Source organism: Solibacillus sp. FSL W7-1324 (assembly GCF_038008025.1).
GTDB lineage: Bacteria > Bacillota > Bacilli > Bacillales_A > Planococcaceae > Solibacillus.
In genome coordinates this window covers 470374-488497 of record NZ_JBBOYH010000001.1, presented here as the reverse complement: position 1 = coordinate 488497, position 18124 = coordinate 470374, and the positions used below count along the sequence as shown (strand labels likewise).

General features: G+C 37.9%; 18 protein-coding genes. 4 read left to right on the top strand and 14 right to left on the bottom strand.

Features of this window, described 5'->3' with window-relative positions:
* Window positions 1–10: 10 nt before the first annotated feature.
* The 10 genes from MKY71_RS02410 to MKY71_RS02365 all read right to left on the bottom strand — a co-directional run bounded on the left by MKY71_RS02410 (window position 11) and on the right by MKY71_RS02365 (window position 8320).
* Window positions 11–976, bottom strand: coding sequence for a sugar kinase (locus tag MKY71_RS02410; RefSeq protein ID WP_340731471.1), 966 nt, complete (start codon window positions 974–976; stop codon window positions 11–13).
* On the bottom strand, window positions 973–1896 hold the full coding sequence (gene gnd, locus MKY71_RS02405; protein ID WP_445683729.1) for a phosphogluconate dehydrogenase (NAD(+)-dependent, decarboxylating): 924 nt from the start codon (window positions 1894–1896) through the stop codon (window positions 973–975). Before gnd ends, MKY71_RS02410 begins: the two co-directional genes overlap by 4 nt.
* Window positions 1897–1907: 11 nt before the next feature.
* Window positions 1908–2651 carry a sulfite exporter TauE/SafE family protein gene (locus tag MKY71_RS02400; protein ID WP_340731469.1) on the bottom strand — a complete coding sequence of 248 codons (744 nt, stop codon included), beginning with the start codon at window positions 2649–2651 and terminating at the stop codon, window positions 1908–1910.
* Between the two features lie 52 nt (window positions 2652–2703).
* Window positions 2704–3879, bottom strand: a complete 1176-nt coding sequence (locus tag MKY71_RS02395; protein ID WP_445683728.1) for a UxaA family hydrolase — start codon at window positions 3877–3879, stop codon at window positions 2704–2706.
* Complete coding sequence (locus MKY71_RS02390; protein ID WP_340731468.1) at window positions 3876–4154, bottom strand: UxaA family hydrolase; 279 nt, start codon at window positions 4152–4154, stop codon at window positions 3876–3878. Before MKY71_RS02390 ends, MKY71_RS02395 begins: the two co-directional genes overlap by 4 nt.
* A gap of 346 nt (window positions 4155–4500) precedes the next feature.
* A complete protein-coding gene (locus MKY71_RS02385) occupies window positions 4501–5691 on the bottom strand; it encodes a glycine C-acetyltransferase (RefSeq protein WP_087615726.1) in 1191 nt (396 codons plus the stop codon).
* A gap of 58 nt (window positions 5692–5749) precedes the next feature.
* A complete protein-coding gene (locus MKY71_RS02380) occupies window positions 5750–6367 on the bottom strand; it encodes a YczE/YyaS/YitT family protein (protein ID WP_340731467.1) in 618 nt (205 codons plus the stop codon).
* Between the two features lie 14 nt (window positions 6368–6381).
* Window positions 6382–6870, bottom strand: coding sequence for a Cys-tRNA(Pro) deacylase (gene ybaK / locus MKY71_RS02375; RefSeq protein ID WP_340731466.1), 489 nt, complete (start codon window positions 6868–6870; stop codon window positions 6382–6384).
* 147 nt (window positions 6871–7017) lie between these two features.
* The gene (locus MKY71_RS02370; RefSeq protein WP_340731465.1) at window positions 7018–7569 is read right to left on the bottom strand and encodes a hypothetical protein; all 552 of its coding nucleotides are present in this window, start codon (window positions 7567–7569) and stop codon (window positions 7018–7020) included.
* 136 nt (window positions 7570–7705) lie between these two features.
* Window positions 7706–8320 carry a hypothetical protein gene (locus MKY71_RS02365; RefSeq protein ID WP_340731464.1) on the bottom strand — a complete coding sequence of 205 codons (615 nt, stop codon included), beginning with the start codon at window positions 8318–8320 and terminating at the stop codon, window positions 7706–7708.
* A gap of 410 nt (window positions 8321–8730) precedes the next feature.
* On the opposite strand from MKY71_RS02365, the gene MKY71_RS02360 reads away from it, so the two are divergent.
* The gene (locus MKY71_RS02360; RefSeq protein WP_340731463.1) at window positions 8731–9660 is read left to right on the top strand and encodes an EamA family transporter; all 930 of its coding nucleotides are present in this window, start codon (window positions 8731–8733) and stop codon (window positions 9658–9660) included.
* Between the two features lie 125 nt (window positions 9661–9785).
* Here the strand turns inward: MKY71_RS02360 and MKY71_RS02355 are convergent, their stop codons facing one another.
* Complete coding sequence (locus MKY71_RS02355) at window positions 9786–10121, bottom strand: hypothetical protein (RefSeq protein ID WP_339175043.1); 336 nt, start codon at window positions 10119–10121, stop codon at window positions 9786–9788.
* A gap of 166 nt (window positions 10122–10287) precedes the next feature.
* Here MKY71_RS02355 and MKY71_RS02350 point away from each other — a divergent pair, with 166 nt between their 5' ends.
* From MKY71_RS02350 to MKY71_RS02340, 3 genes are all read left to right on the top strand, one after another.
* Window positions 10288–10749: a staygreen family protein gene (locus tag MKY71_RS02350; protein ID WP_340731462.1), complete on the top strand. Its 462-nt coding sequence runs from the start codon at window positions 10288–10290 to the stop codon at window positions 10747–10749.
* Between the two features lie 110 nt (window positions 10750–10859).
* Complete coding sequence (locus MKY71_RS02345) at window positions 10860–11303, top strand: GNAT family N-acetyltransferase (protein ID WP_340731461.1); 444 nt, start codon at window positions 10860–10862, stop codon at window positions 11301–11303.
* 11 nt (window positions 11304–11314) lie between these two features.
* The gene (locus MKY71_RS02340; RefSeq protein WP_340731460.1) at window positions 11315–12130 is read left to right on the top strand and encodes a murein transglycosylase; all 816 of its coding nucleotides are present in this window, start codon (window positions 11315–11317) and stop codon (window positions 12128–12130) included.
* A gap of 68 nt (window positions 12131–12198) precedes the next feature.
* Here MKY71_RS02340 and helD read toward each other — a convergent pair whose 3' ends face one another.
* The 3 genes from helD to MKY71_RS02325 all read right to left on the bottom strand — a co-directional run bounded on the left by helD (window position 12199) and on the right by MKY71_RS02325 (window position 18065).
* Window positions 12199–14559 carry an RNA polymerase recycling motor HelD gene (helD, locus tag MKY71_RS02335; protein ID WP_340731459.1) on the bottom strand — a complete coding sequence of 787 codons (2361 nt, stop codon included), beginning with the start codon at window positions 14557–14559 and terminating at the stop codon, window positions 12199–12201.
* Window positions 14560–14887: 328 nt separating this feature from the next.
* Window positions 14888–15751 (bottom strand): glycine betaine ABC transporter substrate-binding protein, encoded by an 864-nt coding sequence (locus MKY71_RS02330; protein WP_339175035.1) that lies wholly within the window; start codon window positions 15749–15751, stop codon window positions 14888–14890.
* 229 nt (window positions 15752–15980) lie between these two features.
* Window positions 15981–18065 carry a methyl-accepting chemotaxis protein gene (locus tag MKY71_RS02325; protein WP_340731458.1) on the bottom strand — a complete coding sequence of 695 codons (2085 nt, stop codon included), beginning with the start codon at window positions 18063–18065 and terminating at the stop codon, window positions 15981–15983.
* Between the last annotated feature and the right edge of the window lie 59 nt (window positions 18066–18124).

The window sequence follows — 18124 nt, the reverse complement described above, 5'->3', positions numbered from 1 at the left end:
CAAATCCCCCCTATCTTAAGATGTCTACTTGTTCATTAGATTGGCAAAGCATTTCAAATTCTTCTCTATTCGGTAAGCCTTCTATATCGCCAAACTGTTGAATAACACAAGCGCCGAGTAAGTTACCAAAGTAGACACTTCTTTCTAATGATTGATTTGTTAGTAAACCATGAATAAATCCTGCAGCAAAAGCATCGCCAGCTCCAACCGGATCTACTATTCCTGAAACTGGGACTGTTGGCACTTCAGTCAATTTTCCATTAATCGAAAATAGGGTAGAGGATGCCCCCTTTTTTATTACAATGACTTGTCCTTCATTTTTCGTAAGTAGATTGCAAATGTCGCTCTCATTAGTGGTACCTACTAAAAATTCAGCCTCTGATAAGCCTGTTAAAATATAATCAGCATGAGCTGCAATATCTAAAATAACTTCTTTTGCCTCTTCTTTTGGCCAAAGTTTAAATCGAATATTGGGATCGAAAATTATAGGTATTTGATTTTCCTTGGCGATTTCAATAATTTTAAATATCATTTCTCTGCAAGATAGACTTATCGCAGGTGTAATTCCAGTTAAATGAATAAACTTAGATGCTCTTATTACATCAACCGGGAGATCCTGTACACTCATCTTGCTCGCAGCAGAATCTTTCCGATAATAATACACATGTGTAGCTTCCTTGGTTTTTTGCTCTTTAAATAGCAATCCTGTTGGATTATCAGAAGATACTTTAACATTTGAAACATCTACGCCTTCAGCCCTTATCGATTTAATGATCCGTTTACCAAATGGATCTCTCCCTACTTGAGACATATACGCAACATCATGACCTAATCTGGCCAGTCCGATAAGAACGTTGGATTCTGCACCACCAATTTTCTGATAAAGAGCAGGTATATCTTCAAAATTTCCTATTTGCATTGCTTGAAAAATTATCATTGTTTCTCCAACCGAAAATACATCTTTAATTTTAATCACCCCTTACTAACTTTGTGTCCACCAAAGGAATATCGCAAAGCAGATACTACTTTCCCGCTAAAAGTCTCATCTTCAAGAGATCGATTTCTCATCATTAAAGATAAATAGGTTACAGGCAAGGGTAATTGTAATTTTATAGACTCTTCCATTAGCCATTTCACTTCACCTGAAGCATGCATTTTACCGGAAACATTATCCAACTTATTATTATCCTGAAAAGAATCTATTAATAATTCCATCAACCAGCTTCTAATAACCGAGCCACTGTTCCAATTTTTCGCTACTTCCGAATAGTTAAAATCGAATTCACTTTTTTCCAACATTTCAAATCCTTCTGCAATCGCTTGCATCATACCGTATTCAATGCCATTATGAATCATTTTCAAATAATGGCCGCTCCCTGATACGCCTGCATATATAAGTCCATCATTACAGCAGATTTCTTTCAAAAATGGCTCTATTTTTTCATATACAGCCGCGTCTCCACCAATCATGGCACATAGACCATTTCTCGCTCCATTTATGCCACCGCTTGTTCCCATATCTAAAAAATGTATCCCTTTTTGTTTGAACAAAGCAGCCCATTCCATCGCTTCTTTATAATTAGAGTTGCCCCCCTCAATCAAAGTGCTTCCTTCCGGTAATCGCTCTAATAACACGGTTAAAACTTCGTCTGTCACTTTTCCTGGTGGAACTAGAAGAAATATTAGATCATCGGGTTTAATTTCCTGAAGTATCTTTTCTTCCTCTTCAATAAACATGAAGGACTTGCTATGGAATAATTCTTCATTGTCGATGCTTTCCTTTATTGAACGATCGATATCATATCCTATAACGGAATATCCCTTTTCAAGAATATTCAAGGCTATGTTACGTCCCATCTTTCCAAAACCATAAATTACAGCTCTCAACAGTCTCATCCTTCCCAAGCTTAACCAAGCATTTTAATAATCAGCTGTACGAGAATTATTAGCATCATTATTCGAAGCAAAGGTTTTACATATTTTAAATCTATTTTTTTAGATATAAAGACACCTAGAAACCCACCAATAATTGCTCCTCCGGTTATTGCAAACGCTAACGCCCAAATCATGTGGCCTGATGAAATATAAGAAATAAGCGCACCGCTACACCAGCCGAGTAAAGAAATTCTCGTAAATAATATAGCTTTGTAGTATTGCAATTGATCATTTGAAAAAACATAGATGGCTAATGTACTGCTGCCTGGACCAAAAATGCCATCATAAAATCCAATTGCACTTAGCAGCTGGTAAGTTTTTCTTTTATTAATTATCTTTTCATTTGATCCAAAAAAGCTATTGGAATAAAAAGTCATTGCAAAAGCAAAAATCATTAATATAATCGCTATCGTATTTAAAACTTTTTCATTGAGGCTAGAAGCAAATGCCCCCCCAATAAAGCCGCTAATTAATCCGATGACAAAGAGCATTAAACATTCAGATAGATTCACTTCTTTTTTTCTAATACTATTTATTGAAGTTAGTAGTGTACTGATTACCGCTCCAAATTTATCTGCAGAGATGGCGTTGTGGATTGGAATTCCCATTAACAGCATTGTTGGTAATGATATGAGTCCACCGCCGCCAACAAGTGCACTAACTAAATGACTAAGAAAGCCAAGAAAAAAAACGATAATGAGAAGTGAATAATCCACCGGCAAAACGCCCCCACTGTTTTATATTATGAAACGCCGTTTTCGTTTTACTTTAAAAAGTTGGACCAATTCTCCAAATCCCAAAATCATGTTGCCCTAAAATCTCAGCCTTTGTTAACTTACCGGAACTAACCGCTGCAATTTCGGATAGAAGTCTTTCTCCCACTTCTTCTATTGTTTCAGTCCCTTCAATAACCGTCCCCGCATTAACATCCATATTTTCTTTCATCTTTTCGAAAATAGGAGAGTTAGTGGTAATTTTAATTACAGGTGCAATAGGTGAACCTGTCGGTGTACCTCTCCCTGTCGTAAATAATACTAACTGTGCACCGCCGGCAACCATCCCCGTCAATTGCTCAATATCATGCCCTGGTGTATCCATCCACACTAAACCTTTTTCTGTAGGTGTTTCAGCATATTCAATTATTTCATTAAGTGTGCTGGTACCTGCCTTATTTGCTGCACCAAGAGATTTTTCTTCCAATGAGCTTAATCCGCCTTTTACATTCCCTGGACTTGGGTTACCTGAACGAATATCTACACCCATCAAAACTGAACGCGCTTCCATTTGTTCGATTACTTCGTAAACCCTTTTAGCTATATGACTATTTTTTGCACGATTGGCCAAAAGGTGTTCCGCGCCGATTAATTCAGTAGTTTCGGCTAAAATAACCGTACCGTCCATTTTTACAATTTCATCACTTACATAACCAACTGCCGGGTTTGCAGAAAGACCCGAACAAGCATCCGAACCGCCACATTCAGTCCCTATAGTTAATTCACTAAAATCACATAACTCCCTCTGCAACATAGAAGCCTCTTGTACAAATTGAACAGCATGTTTTGCTCCTTCTGCAATTGCATCCAATGTACCTCCATGATCTTGTATGGAAACTAACTTAACAGGCTTACCGGTTTTTTCTATTTCTTTATAAACACTTCGAGCCTGATGTGTTTCACAACCAAGACCGACAACAATCACCGCATAGACATTAGGATTACAGCCCATCCCTACATATGTACGAAATGTTTGATCATAATCAACGCCTACTTGTGCACATCCATGCTGATGCACAAAAGAAACAGTCTCTTGCACCAGTTCCGTTATTTGGTTAGCTACTTTTGTGGCACAAGTAATTGTCGGTAAAATCAACACATGATTTCTTATACCAACCCTACCATCCGGCCTACGATATCCCCAAAACTTCTTCCCTTGTAAATCTATCAAACTTTATCGCCCCTTCCTCTCGTACCTTCAAGGTTATGCACATGGACGTGAAAACCTTTTAAAATATTACAAGTTGCCACTCCGATTGTTTCTCCGTATTTAATAATACGGTCCCCTTTCAAAATATCTTCCAGAGCAAATTTATGACCAAATTGAATTTCTTGTTTTAACTTAACTAGGTTATTTTTCAGTGGAATTTGAATCTCTGAATGAATAGGAATATTCTCTAATGCTGTTGCTACGTTATCCCTTTCAGATAGAACAATATACTTCAAAACAGAAAAACACCACACTTTCGACAAATTTTAATTCTTAAAAAGAATATATTGTTAATAGTACCATACGTCAATAGTAAATTTCTGAATAATTTATTTATTTAATATATTCGGATAATTTAAATTATTTTAGTAAAACTTTTCAATTTTTATCAAAAATTTTAGTATTAAGCTTCTTTTATGTTATACAAGCGTTTTCACCGTATTAATTAAAATACAAAGTAGAAAATAATTATTTCTAATATATTAAAAATTTTTAACGATAAAAAACCTTTAAAATTAGATTACTCTTCTAATTTTAAAGGTTTACTATACATCCTATTTAATTTTGTCCCGTATTTAACTCTTATTTAATTACTTCTAACTCACGGCCTACTTTTTCGTAAATTGCTAATGCTTCATCAAGCATTTCTTTCGTATGGGCCGCTGTTGGCATATTGCGCACGCGACCTGTTCCTTTTGGTACTGTCGGGAACACGATTGCTTTTGCGTACACGCCTTCTTCAAGCAAGCGTTTCGAGAATTGTTGTGTCAGCTTTTCTTCGCCGATAATGCATGGTGTAATCGGTGTTTCCGATTCCCCGATATTAAAGCCAAGTTTTGCTAGGCCGTCTTTTAAATACTGACCGTTTTCCCAAAGCTTGTCATGCAGCTCTGTCGATTCCATAATCATCTCTACCGCGCGTGTAATCGCCGCTACATCCCCTGGTGGTAATGCTGTTGAGAATAAAAACGGACGAGAACGAACTTTTAGCCAGTCGATCAGGTTTTTCTTCCCTGCCACATAACCGCCGACAACACCGATTGCTTTTGACAATGTACCGATTTGGAAGTCGATATCATGTTGCAGACCGAAATGCTTCACTGTTCCGGCACCTTTACCAGTAACGCCTGAACCATGTGCATCATCTACATAAGTGATTAGGTCAAACTCTTTTGCGATTTCAACGATTTCCGGAAGCTTGGCAATATCGCCATCCATCGAGAAAACACCGTCTGTAATGACCATTACTTTATTGTAAAGGCCTGATTCAGTTGCATCTTTTGCTTTTGCGCGTAAATCATCCATATCTGCATGGGCAAATGGAATAATTTTCGCTTTAGATAAACGGCAGCCGTCGATAATTGAAGCATGGTTTAGTGCATCCGATAAAATCGCATCATTTTTGTCCATAACAGCAGAAATTGCCGCCATATTACAATTGAAGCCTGATTGATAGCTGATTGCTGCTTCTGTCCCTTTAAATTTCGCTAATGTTTCTTCCAGTTTTACGTGTAAATCGAGCGTACCGTTAATTGTACGAACAGCACCTGCACCAACACCGTATGAGGCAATTGTGTCCTGAGCAATCTTTTTCAGCTCATCGTTCGTCGCCAAGCCTAAGTAGTTGTTTGATGACAGGTTTACAAGCTGTTTGCCTCCAACTTTAATAATCGGGCCGTTTGCTCCTTCTACCGGATCGATTTCGTTGTATAAACCTTGTGCTTGTAGTGCCAGTAAGTTTTCATCTAAAAAGGTATTTAATACGTTTGACATGCGCGTTCATCCTTTCGATATCTATTTCCACTATATTTTAGCACAGAGAATGAAAATTTTATGTAAGCGGCTCTCCGATTATTTCCTCAAGCTTTCTTTTAAAGAAAAATAATGACGGCTGAATGACATAACCTGTACCGAGCGCTAAAACAACCGTCCCGAAACCAACAGGACCGCCAAGCAGCCATCCGGCACCTGTCGCAAATACTTCCATTACGAGCCTGCCTGTTTTCACTGAATACCCTTTACTCGCAATTATCATCATAATCGTATCACGCGGACCTTCACCAAGACTTGCCGCAATATAAAGTGCACAGCCAATGCTCATTACAAAAAAGCCGGCCGTAAAATACGCAAGTTCCAGTACAAAAATATTCGTCTCTGGCAGGAGCCAATTGAACAAATCAATAAATGAACCGATGAACAGCATATTTAAAAATGTCGCGAGTTTCGGTATGCGTTTCAGATAAATCGATGTTCCGATAATAATCGTCAGCCCCGTTAAAATAGACCAAGAACCGATCGTCAATCCGATCTGCTTATAAAGACCAATATGGAAAACATCCCATGGAGCTGTTCCGACAACATTCCCTTTAATCGTCATCGTAATTCCAAGCGCCATGATCATCATTCCTACAAAAAAACTTCCCCATTGCCATTTAAATTTCTTCGACACAACAATCCTTCTTTCTATGATGAGACAATCGATGCAAATTGACCGTTCGTTGCCTTTTGTAAATCTTCCGGTGCAAGCTTAATCTGCATCCCGATTTTGCCTGCACTGACAATAATATAATCCAATGCAGTCGCCGCTTCCTCAATAATAGTCGGAAAAAGCTTTTTCATCCCGATCGGTGAGCAGCCCCCGCGAATATAACCCGTTAAGCCAAGAAGCTCCTTAACCGGAAGCATCTCAATTTTCTTTTGCCCTACCACTTTTGCTGCGGCCTTTAAATTCAATTCCGCATCTACGGGAATGACGAAAACAAAATAATTGCCCTTTCCTGCAGTTGCAACCAATGTTTTATAGACATGAATGGCAGGCTGGCCGATTTTGCCGGCAACGGTCAATCCATCCACCGCTTCCCCATCGTTGATCGTATACTCAAAGATTTCATGTGCAATTTTTTTCTGCTCAATTAAACGAACTGCATTTGTTTTTGCTTGCTTCTTCGCCAAAAAGACCACTCCATAATTTCAACTTTGGAAATAGTATACCATTGAATGATCTGGTGCGTGAATGATGGGAAAGTTGGAACTAATTATAAAAAACCATCTAAAACGTAGCTTTGACTCCGTTCTAAGTGGTAAAAAATAATCGGTATTTTAATTGTTCAAAGATGGTCTTTTTAAAATCAAAGCGGAAATCATATAGCCTGCTACTATAGCTACCCCGAAAGTTACAAGTGAGCCGAGCATTTCTAGTTTTACTGTCATTAAAAATACAATGGCAACCGCCAGTGCTGTCATCGTAATGACAGAAATCCATAATAAACGGTCCTGCACAGTTTTAACTAATGGAGCAGATGGAGTACTAGCCGTTTCTGCATCGGCAGCTTTTAAAATATTTTTTAAACGGCGCAGGTTAATAGCTGGTCCCATGAATGTCATTACAATCAGTGCCGCTAATGAAAGATTGATCCAAGCCGCGTGCCAGCCCCAAGTAGTAATCACCAAATATAATGCCGGCAGGAAAATAATGATGACACTAAATGGCAACAGTCCATCAACTTTAACGGCCAATGCCGCCCAAACACGCAGCGTTTCTGTTTTCTTTGAATATAGCATCGCAATCATTGCAGTTATCGTTAACCCGACTGCTATAAACATCATAACTGTACCTATAATATGTAGAAAAAGCATAATACTATAAAGCATTTTTTATCTCCTTTAGTCGATATAAGTTTAACGTACATATTATATAACGATATGTTATATTATGGTAAAATAATATATACTTTTACTCTAAAAATAGTTAAAATAAAAAAACCACTCGTTTTGAGTGGGTTTTTAGTCATGCAATTTGAGAGAACAACGATTCATTTACTGAACGGTAACCGTTATTCACCATTGCAATATGCGCACTGTATTTTTGTGCAGCTATATTGAATGAACGCTGGAATAACCGCTTTTCCAACTCTTGACCAAACACTGTTTGCTCGTCTGGATTACGTGTAAAGTCTTGTTGGAATTTTTCCGGTATTGTAAATGAAAGATTTTCATTAAATAACGAGCTTGCTTCCTCGGATTGTACTTGCTCATTATGTTCATCTTTAGTGTTTGCCGGCATTTGCGGGATTGAGGTTGATATATTCGCTGCTGTAAGTAAATCTTGAGATGAAGGGACAGCCGATGCTACACGCACATTGTCCAATATTGGTGTTTGTTTATACGTGATGTCATTTACCACTGCAAGATTTTCAGCCTGATCGGCATTGTCCTGTGTCAGTAAATCTTTTTCTGTTTTACCGGAAAGGAGGTTTTCCAGCACTTTTAGCAGTGGATTTTTACTTGGATCCGTGTATTGCGCATGCTTTTTATATGCGTCACCCGCCTCTTTGCGAAGCTGGGAACGTTTTCTTTCATCTAACTCTGAACTAACGCCTCGTACCAAGCTATTTATCTTCATCTTCTTCACCCCTTTTGTAAAAGTTACATTAATTTTTTATTAATATACCAACATATATCGTATTTATATAGAAGATATTCACTAATTATTCATAATCAGAACTTTCCTACCAACCTTATCTGCCCTAACAGCCTATAAAATGGACTATCGGTTACTTTTTAATTCAAGTACCCAATACCTATAATAAAAAAACCGATATTCATTGCCGTTATAATACGAAAATTTGTGATACCTCTCCCTTGTAATTTATTTCAAATTAAAACATCTTTATTCCGAGATATATTTATCATATAATGATTTTAGTTGTAAATAACTCTTGCTCAACTGCAGAAACCGCTTTGTCAGTCTGTTTCTACTATATATGTTAAGATAATATCGTTATTTTCAAGCACTATCGGAGGTTTATAGAAATGAAGATAAATAAAGGAGTATTCTTTGTACTGCTCGGTGCAGGATGCTTTGGGTTTACACCGGTATTTGCCAAAATGGGATTCGGTCATGGCTACACTCTTGGTCAAATCAATCTTGTCCAAATGGTCATTTCCTTTCTGCTGTTATGGTCGATCACTTTCCTGAAAGGGTTCGGTATGAAGGGACTGACTAAAAAGAACATCCTTCCCATTATGATTACCGGCTGTTTTATCGGTTTAACAAGTATTTTTTATTATGGTGCGATGCAGTATTTACCTGCTTCACTGGCCATCATTTTAATGTTCCAGTTTGTTTGGATCGGCATACTGTTCGAATGGGTTTTCAATAAAATTAAACCGGCGCCAATTACTGTATTGGCGATTGTCCTTATTTTAATCGGTGTATTTTTCGCATCGAATATTTTAACCGGTGATATACAAGGTCTTCCGATTAAGGGATTTGTAATGGGGATATTATCTGCCTTTACTTATGCTGCCTTTATCTTTTTCAGCGGGAAAGTTGCTGTGGATGTTCATCCATTAACCCGTACTTCTTTAATGGTGACAGGTTCCACAATTTTAGTATTTTTGATCTTTATGAAGGACATCCCTGCTGTATTTCCTCTTGAAGGAAGCTTAGTATCGAGCGCTGCCGGGGTTTCAATATTTGGAGCCGTGTTGCCGCCACTGTTTTATGCAGTCGGAGCACCACTCATTTCAGGAGGTTTGGCGAATATATTAACTTCTGTTGAATTGCCCGTCGCGATTTTATCGGCGAGCATTATTCTGGCTGAAACGGTCACAGCTTTGCAATGGATTGGGATTGTGCTGATTCTCGTTGCGATTGTATTAAATGAAATCGGTCCAAATATCATTCGGATGAGAAAGCGTACAAAAAGATCCATTCTACATCCGCATAATAAAAATTAATATAGATGCTAATCAACCTCTGTGCAAACAGCTGTTGGTTAGCATTTTTTTATGTACAAAAACAAAAAAGCTTATCAATAATGTTCTATTGATAGGCTAAATTGATCTTTCTGCTTATTTATATGTTATTTGAAGAGATTCAGCATAGCGCCTACTTGTCTCATTGTATTAATTCCATTTGTTATTGTTCCCACATGGCCCATTACTGTATTTAAGTTATCAGATAGACCGCTAAAGCGGGAACCTTGCTGCTGTTGTGGCTGTGGCGGATAAAAATTGGCCTGCTGTTGCCCCTGTCTCGCATTCACCGGAGATGGTGGATAAAAGGCTTCCCTCGGTCTTGCGAATTCATTGGGACGAGGCATTCCCATCTGCTGTCTACCTATTTGCGGTTGGGGACCAAATTGTTGTCCATTTGGCGGGAACATCCCCGGTCTGAAATTTTGCCCATAAAATGGCATATCATTCACCTCCTACTAAGTTTGACCTCTAACCTAGTATATGTTCTTCATTTTTCACAATATAGACATTTGAAATATGCCCGTAATACGTTAATTGTTCATTCTATTGCTCCTCACCCTCAACAAATAAATGCATATGAATAAAGAAAACGATTGGAGCGAATAGATGAGCAATTTTAATCCCGAAAGACTATCCGTTGAATACAGGGATGGTGTTACTGCAACGGAATCTATTATTTCAAGACATCACACGCTGACCCATTCTGATGATACCGGAGATTTATTTTTAACAATTGGTACACAGTTCGCCTGGAACACAGTAAATCCCGAACTGCGTGATGAAGTACTCGGTGAATGGAAAACAAATGGACACTATTGGTATTACAATGCCTATGTAATTGTTAATACACAAAATCAGGATTTCGATACAGCGATTCGGCGGTATGAAGTTTTCCGGCGCGAATTGCCGCTTGCATTGACAGCCATCCGTTACGGTGACCGCTTATTATTCGACCGCTATCCGACTTTGGACAACGGATTAATCATTATGAACTTCATGTCCACTTATCCGCAGTTATATAAACAAGAGATGTATGGGACTTTCAGCAGTTATTCCACTTTATTTTAACTGGATAAAATTCGATAATATGCAACATTTAATTCCAATTCCTTTTATGGTATTAATTGTTAGTGCGTAGTGCACGACAAGTCATTTTACATGAGAGAGGGATAACAGAAATGCTGCATTTAAAAACGATTACAAAAGATAATTGGATAAAAGCAATCTCGCTAAAAGTACGGGAGGATCAAGTGAATTTTGTCGCCTCGAATGCAGTGTCATTGGCACAGCTGAACTTTCTGGAAAACTTCCATGCGAAAGGAATTTACTTTGGGGAGGAAATGGTCGGGTTCACACTTTATGGTCTCGATGAGGATGATCATGAATTCTGGATTTACCGGATGATGATCGATGAAAAACATCAGGGGAAAGGTTATGGCAAAGAGGCGGTTCGGCTTGTTATAGAGGATATTCAAACATTAAAAGAGCCTCGCCATCAAACGATTACCCTTTCCTATGAACCTGATAATGAGCATGCGAAGCGCCTCTATGAAAAAATGGGCTTCCAGGAAATTGACGGCCTTGTAATTGAAGGTGAGCAAGTAGCACGCTATACGTATTAGGAGAATCTGAGATGCGAATAATAAAGATTGTGTTACTGACGTTACTGGCGATTCCAGCATTCTTTATTTTAATACTTACGATTGCTTCATTTGATTATTTTTACTACCCGATTATAGGCTACAAAGCGGAAAATGCCGCCGAAGCTTCACTTGAAGAGAAATATAACGAAGACTTTGTGATTGATGAATCAACCTACTCCAAACCATTGGGCGATGATTACGGAGATTATCATATTATCGCTCATCCAAAAAAGAATCCTGATTTGGAAGTTACCGTTTCGGTTAGTGAAAAGACGGAGCCGCTTTCTGATACGTATTTGCAAATGCATTGGCGGGATCAGCTGAATACGCAATTTGGGTTGCTGTATGAAGAACTTTATGGAACGGTTGAAAATTATTCCTATATGGTCAATGTGACGTTTTCGGATGAAATCGAAGCACAATATGACCATACCGACACCTATGAGGGTATTTTACAAAAGGAAGCGAACGGTATCGGAAATATTGTCTTTGCCAATGTAATTCTGAAATCATCTAACAATATGAACGATCAGCTGGAGAAAGCTTATAAGATGATCCAGCATTTTAAAGAACAGAATTTAAGTTACTTCAACATTGAAATTGTATACTATAATGAAGAGTTGCAAAAACAGCTGAAGAAAAAGGACCGCCAACTTCCCTATAATGAATTTAATTTCAAACATTTGGATGATAGAGCTGCAAGGTTTTATTTCTCTTATGATTCAGAGGATGCAGCGTCCGTAAAAGAACTGAATCAGCTAAAATTCCCCGCAGATTTGGAGCGGTATGTTAAAGATATGAATTGAACGTACTAAAAATGAAAACGGAGTCCGGTACACTCCCCGACTCCGTTTTCTTATGGTTTTAATGATGTTTATCTAATACTTTCTGAATTCAACTCAAGTTGTATAAGATTATTTTCTAAAGCCTTTTGCATAAAAGGACTCGGTTTCCCTACACTGTAAAGTTGCAGCACGTGCATTGCTCTCGTGCACGCTGTATAAAAGATTCTGCGTAAACTTTCATCTCTATACACACTTTCGGATGCGTCATAAATAATGACTGCTTCAAATTCAATCCCCTTCGCTAAGTAAGAAGGAATGACTACAACTCCTTGCCCAAACTCCGCTGTACCGCTTTTTATCAGCTTAATTCCGTCAATTTTATTTAACGTTTCATATGCTGTCTTACTTTCTTCTGCAGATTTGCAAATAACCGCGATACTGTTATAGCCCTCACTTTGCAATTTTGAAATGTCAGACATAATGTACTGATGCAATTGTGCATGATTATCTACTTGGTTCAACACCGGCAGTTCGCCAGCACGTTCAAATGGAATAATTTCTTCTCCATTTGCAATAAGACTCCGTGTAAATTCTATAATCGGCTTCGTCGAACGGTAACTTCGGGTCATATTGATAACTTCCGTTTCTTCTTCTCCATAAAGCTGGTGAAGGATTTGAAAATCTCCTACGCCACTTGCATGCGCAAAAATAGCCTGATTAAAATCACCTAGCACGGTCATTTTGGCAGAAGGGAATAAGCGCTTCAGAAATTCAAATTGAAACGGCGAATAATCCTGTGCTTCATCAATGAGAATATGCTTGATCGACCGGTTTGTTTGAAAACCTTGAATCAATTCCTGCAAAAATAGAAATGGTGTCGCATCTTCATAATACAGCGTCCCCGCTTCCATCGTTTGAAGTGTATCTTCACATATCGCTTCCCATTCATCCGGTACTTCTACTTTTAGTTGCTGCTGCATCAATAATGGGTCTGCAAAAAGCTGTTTATAAATGCCAGCTAAATCAATAAAGTCGAGTGTTTGAATTTGTTTTCTCACTGCCTTCAATTTCAGTCGGACAATTACTTGAATAAGCGCGTCGTGATCCATTTCATAATCTGCCTGCTCTTCTCGTTCAAAGCCCTTTTTCTTTGCTAAATACTTATGAATTTTATGATACGTCTCATCGCTCAATAGCTCAATTTCCTCTTCTACCCATGGCTGAGAGCGTTCTATTTTTTCGATTTCTTTAATTTCATTCATTAGCCAGTCTTTCAGTTTTTCAAGCCTGCTTTGGAAGCTCAGTGAAATATGATCCCCATAAAACTTCTCCGACAATTGCTGCGCCGAAATAATCGTTTTCCCTCTGAACTTTACATCTTTAAATAGCAGGTCCGATTTTTCCAATGTTTCTCGGTATTGCTTAATCGCCTCAACAAATTTAACGGATGCTTTAAATTGAATGCCTTTAATCCTTGCACTGTACGAAGGACTGGTTGCAGCAGTCAGCACATATTCCAGCTGATGAAATGGATTTTCTAAGTGAAAATCTTTACTTAAACGGTGATCCAAATACTCCTGAAATGTAACTTGCTGCATATTTTCTTCTCCAAGCTCCGGCAGTACGTTGGAAACATAGCTGTTAAACATAGCATTTGGTGAAAATAATATAATTTGATCGGCTTTTATACGATCCCGGTATTTATATAATAAAAATGCGATTCTTTGTAATGCAGCAGAAGTTTTACCACTGCCGGCTGCACCGTGCACGATAAGCATACGCCCTTGATCGTGGCGAATAATACGGTTTTGATCCTTTTGAATCGTTGCGACGATACTTTGCATATACTTATCCGCGCCTTTTCCAAGCACCTGCTGTAAAATTTCATCCCCAATTGTAAGACTTGTGTCAAACATCGATTGCAGTTTTCCGTTACGAATAACGTATTGCCACTTTTTCTCAAGATCGCCGTAAACCTTGCCCCCGGGCGTTGTATACTGCGCTGGACCAGGCTCATAATCATAATAGACACTTGAAATCGGTGCTCTCCAGTCATAAATCAGGAAGTCCTCACCATTTGAATCCATCAGAGATGATATGCCAATATAAATTTTCTCCTGCTCTGAAAAACCTTCTTCAAGAAAATCAATTCGTCCAAAATAAGGGACTGACTTCATCCGATGCAAGACCGCTAATCTTTTGGCTGCGTGATGATGCGTACTTTCGCCAACAGCTAATGCCTGCGCTTCTTGTCTTAAGTTAATAACGGTTTCCAAAAAGTCATCAAACGAATCCGTATTCACTTTAATTTCATCCCAAAAATGCTTACGCGTATTTACTACTTCATTTCGGAGCTTTAACGTTTCTGATTCCAGTTGTTGTGTTTGATCATTAATGACGTTCACAACACTATTTAACCGCTTTTGTTCGTTCAGAAAATCTGTTTTCATAACATTCACTCCTTGAAAATATTTAAGCGTTGACTAATAAAGAATTTTTATATATAATTAAGATAAGGGATAATATACGCATCATAATTATTTTTGCGCATATCTATATAAATTTACCACGTGTCAGCATATTTTACAATGCATTTGGCAGGTGTATTTTTTTGTTTAAAAATAGTGCCAATTTAAATACACAGTATTGCAGAAGAATTATTTACTTATTGTATCCAGAAAAAGAACGACCTAATTCGTTGCCCACCAACAATTAGGTCGTTCTTTTTAAAAATCGCAGCCCCTTCGCATGGAGACGTACAATCCGGTACTTAAAACTTTATTTAACTTCTTTTGTCCATTCGGCAACTTTACCTTCATTTTCTTCAATCCATTTTTTTGCTGCGTCTTTCGGATCCATGCCTTCCATAATATCGTACATAACACTTTCTATATCTTCCGGATTCCAGTGGAAATTATCAAGAACACTGTATGCCCCAGGATTATCCTCTTTGAATCCATTACGAGCAAATGTACCGATATACTCTTCAGTTCCATACATTCCTTTAGGATCATCTAAATATTTCAGGTCAAATAAATTAAATTTCCAGTGAGGCGACCAACCTGTCACTATAATTTCCTCTTCATTCTGAATTGCTTGCTTAAGAGCCCCTGTCATTGCTACCGAAGATGAGCTGAGTACTGTCCATCCTTCAAGATTAGGATATATCTCATACGCCTTTTCAGTAGTTCCTGTAATATTCGCTCCTGGTTCAATGCCAGTAATCGTTTTACCCGCTTCATCTGTTAAATCTTCGATGGAGTCCACATCCATATAACTTGGGACTACTAATCCGATTTTTCCACCTATCAGATTTTCACCTAAATCATCGATACGACCTTTGTATTTTTCGACTTGCGGAGCATGCGTCTGTGGCAGCCAAGCCGAAACCATGCCATCTACTTCTCCATTGGCGAGGGCTTCCCACATAATCCCATTATCTAAAGGCGTGAGGGTTACATCATATCCTAAGTCCTCCAGAACTTGTCCAACTACATGGGTGGAGGCAACTTCAGTCTCCCATTCTACATAAGCTAAGTTAACAGCTTGCTTCTCTGTACCACCAACCTCCGAAGAACATGCAGCTAGCAATAAACTTAATACTAAAATTAATCCTAGCTTTGAAAAACTAATGAATTTCATAAAATCTTCCTTTCTAATTGTTTTACTGACAGTGAATTATGTAAAAATTAATATCTAACAACTTATAATTATAGATGGGTTGTTACTTTTGTCAAATGGGCAATAAAAAACTGCCTAAGTGTTTTATCAACAACTAGGCAGTTTTTCAAGTTCAATTATTTAATATCCATTGGCAAAATCGGAAATGGTGTCTAAATCATCTTCAGTTAGTTCCCTTTTCGTATTTAAATTATAGCTTAAACTGCATTACTAAACTTTGTAATGATTCAGCAATTTCTGATAAAGAGTTTGCGGAAGATGAGACTTCTTCCATAATTGCCAACTGTTCTTCTGAAGTAGATGCAATCTCTGCTGTTGCTTCGCTCGTTTGTTTTGCCATTTCCAATAAGTGTTGCATAGCCGAAGCAACTTGCTCAGCCTGAGCTGAAAATTCCGTCGCTGTTGCTGATATTTCTTCCATTTGAGGATTCAATGTTTGCATACTTGTTAAAATATGACCAAATTTATAAGCGGTTTCTTCTGTCACTTTTATGCCGACATCAACATTATCCGTAACAAGGCTCATCATTTTTACAGAGTCCGTTGTATCTATCTGAATCGTCTCAATAAGCTCAGCTATTTGCTTAGCAGATCCGCGTGATTCTTCAGCTAACTTACGTACCTCATCCGCAACAACCGCAAAGCCTTTTCCATTTTCCCCAGCACGTGCCGCCTCAATTGCAGCATTTAAAGCAAGTAAGTTTGTCTGGTCCGCGATATCTGAAATGACACGCACAATCGAATCGATTTTAGTTGATTGTTTATTTAAGTCGTTAATTTTTTCACTCGATTTTCCGACCGTTTGTTTAATCATATCCATTTGCTGCAGTGCTTTTTCAACGGTTGTATTCCCGTCATTTGCAAAGCCCGTCGTTTCATTTGTCAGAGCCGAAATCCGTACACTATTTTCTGCAATTCGCTCAATGCCTGTTACCATTTCATTCATTGCTTGTGCACTTTCATTCAGCCTTACTTCCTGTATTTCTGTATCTGTCATCATTTGATTGACCGCAGTAGTTGTATGCTCCACAGCTGCAGTAGCTTCCTCAGCACTTGCATGTAACTCTTCACTCGATGACGCCACATGTTCTGCACTTGTTGTAATTTCACGAACTAGTCCATTTAACTGGATGATCATGCTATTAAATGAGGTTTCTACATTCTTCATTTCGTCATTTGTATGTAATGCTACTTTTACATTCAGATCTCCACCAGCAACCTTCATAGTTCCTTCTTCCAACAACTTTATCGATTGGCGAATTGCTAAAAATAGGCTGACAAATAGGAGTAACGCTACAATGAATATTACCGAAAGTGTAATAAATATGATAACCATTGTTTGTTGTAAATTATCAGATTGCTGCTGTAAAGTTATTTCCATTTCCTCTAGACTTGCCGTATAGAATTCGAAGTTTGTATTATTGGATGCAGTGGCAATATCATAATAATCGGTTGCAGAAATTGCACCCTTTCCAATACTGTCAATTGCTTTAAAATACGTTTCCGCACTTTCTTTCACTAAATCTAAAGGCTGTTGTAAAGCAGCTTCAAACTCAGGATTGTTAAATATAACTGCCGAGCTTTTATTCATATTTTTTATGGCGCTTTGCGTCGGGAAATAAATCATATTCAGTTGTTCTACTTGAACTTCATCTGCAGCATTACTGTTAATGATGCTTACACCTAAAGCTCGCATTTGCCCAAATTGCTCCGTTAACTTTGGTAATTCGATAAATGTATTATACGTAAGATTAAACATCTCTTTTGAATCAGTTAACAGCAGTTCCGAATTATTTGTCACATCGGTCATAAGGTTTAAAATATCCTCAATATAATCACTATATTGTGAAGTAATCTGCCCTGAATCCTTCCACGTTGTTTGCTGTAGTGTATTCCATTTTTCTTGAATCGCCTGGAATTGTTCCTTTGTATTAAAGTCATATTCCATTTTAGAGTCCAACTTTTCAATTTCTCCAAATGCTTGATTGACCTTTTCTATTACTTCATCCAACTGTTTAGCTGATGCCGTATCTGTTAAAAGAGAGACATTTAATGCCCTTGTTTGTTGACTATATTGCAAAATATCTTTTAATGCCGTGTTGCATGTTGCCCCTTCCACTCTTTTCTCAATTTGTTTCATTTCATCATTCATGGTACTTAAATAGAATAAGCTTACTAACAATAGTGGTACTAATAGTATAATTCCAATAACTGAAAACTTCATTGGATACTTCAACTTGTTAAGTAGCTTAATAATCGGTAGAAAAAATTTCATCAGTGCCTCCAAAAACAGCAATGATAAAATATTGCTGCATTGAAATATATTTTACAATA

Coding starts and splice junctions, on each gene's coding strand:
- MKY71_RS02365 (WP_340731464.1), bottom strand. CDS start 8,320: ATGAAGATAAATAGCTTGGTACGAGGCGTTAGTTCAGAGTTAGATGAA.
- MKY71_RS02345 (WP_340731461.1), top strand. CDS start 10,860: ATGCTGCATTTAAAAACGATTACAAAAGATAATTGGATAAAAGCAATC.
- MKY71_RS02330 (WP_339175035.1), bottom strand. CDS start 15,751: ATGAAATTCATTAGTTTTTCAAAGCTAGGATTAATTTTAGTATTAAGT.
- helD (WP_340731459.1), bottom strand. CDS start 14,559: ATGAAAACAGATTTTCTGAACGAACAAAAGCGGTTAAATAGTGTTGTG.
- MKY71_RS02340 (WP_340731460.1), top strand. CDS start 11,315: ATGCGAATAATAAAGATTGTGTTACTGACGTTACTGGCGATTCCAGCA.
- MKY71_RS02385 (WP_087615726.1), bottom strand. CDS start 5,691: ATGTCAAACGTATTAAATACCTTTTTAGATGAAAACTTACTGGCACTA.
- gnd (WP_445683729.1), bottom strand. CDS start 1,896: ATGAGACTGTTGAGAGCTGTAATTTATGGTTTTGGAAAGATGGGACGT.
- MKY71_RS02370 (WP_340731465.1), bottom strand. CDS start 7,569: ATGCTTTATAGTATTATGCTTTTTCTACATATTATAGGTACAGTTATG.
- MKY71_RS02350 (WP_340731462.1), top strand. CDS start 10,288: ATGAGCAATTTTAATCCCGAAAGACTATCCGTTGAATACAGGGATGGT.
- MKY71_RS02355 (WP_339175043.1), bottom strand. CDS start 10,121: ATGCCATTTTATGGGCAAAATTTCAGACCGGGGATGTTCCCGCCAAAT.
- MKY71_RS02360 (WP_340731463.1), top strand. CDS start 8,731: ATGAAGATAAATAAAGGAGTATTCTTTGTACTGCTCGGTGCAGGATGC.
- MKY71_RS02325 (WP_340731458.1), bottom strand. CDS start 18,065: ATGAAATTTTTTCTACCGATTATTAAGCTACTTAACAAGTTGAAGTAT.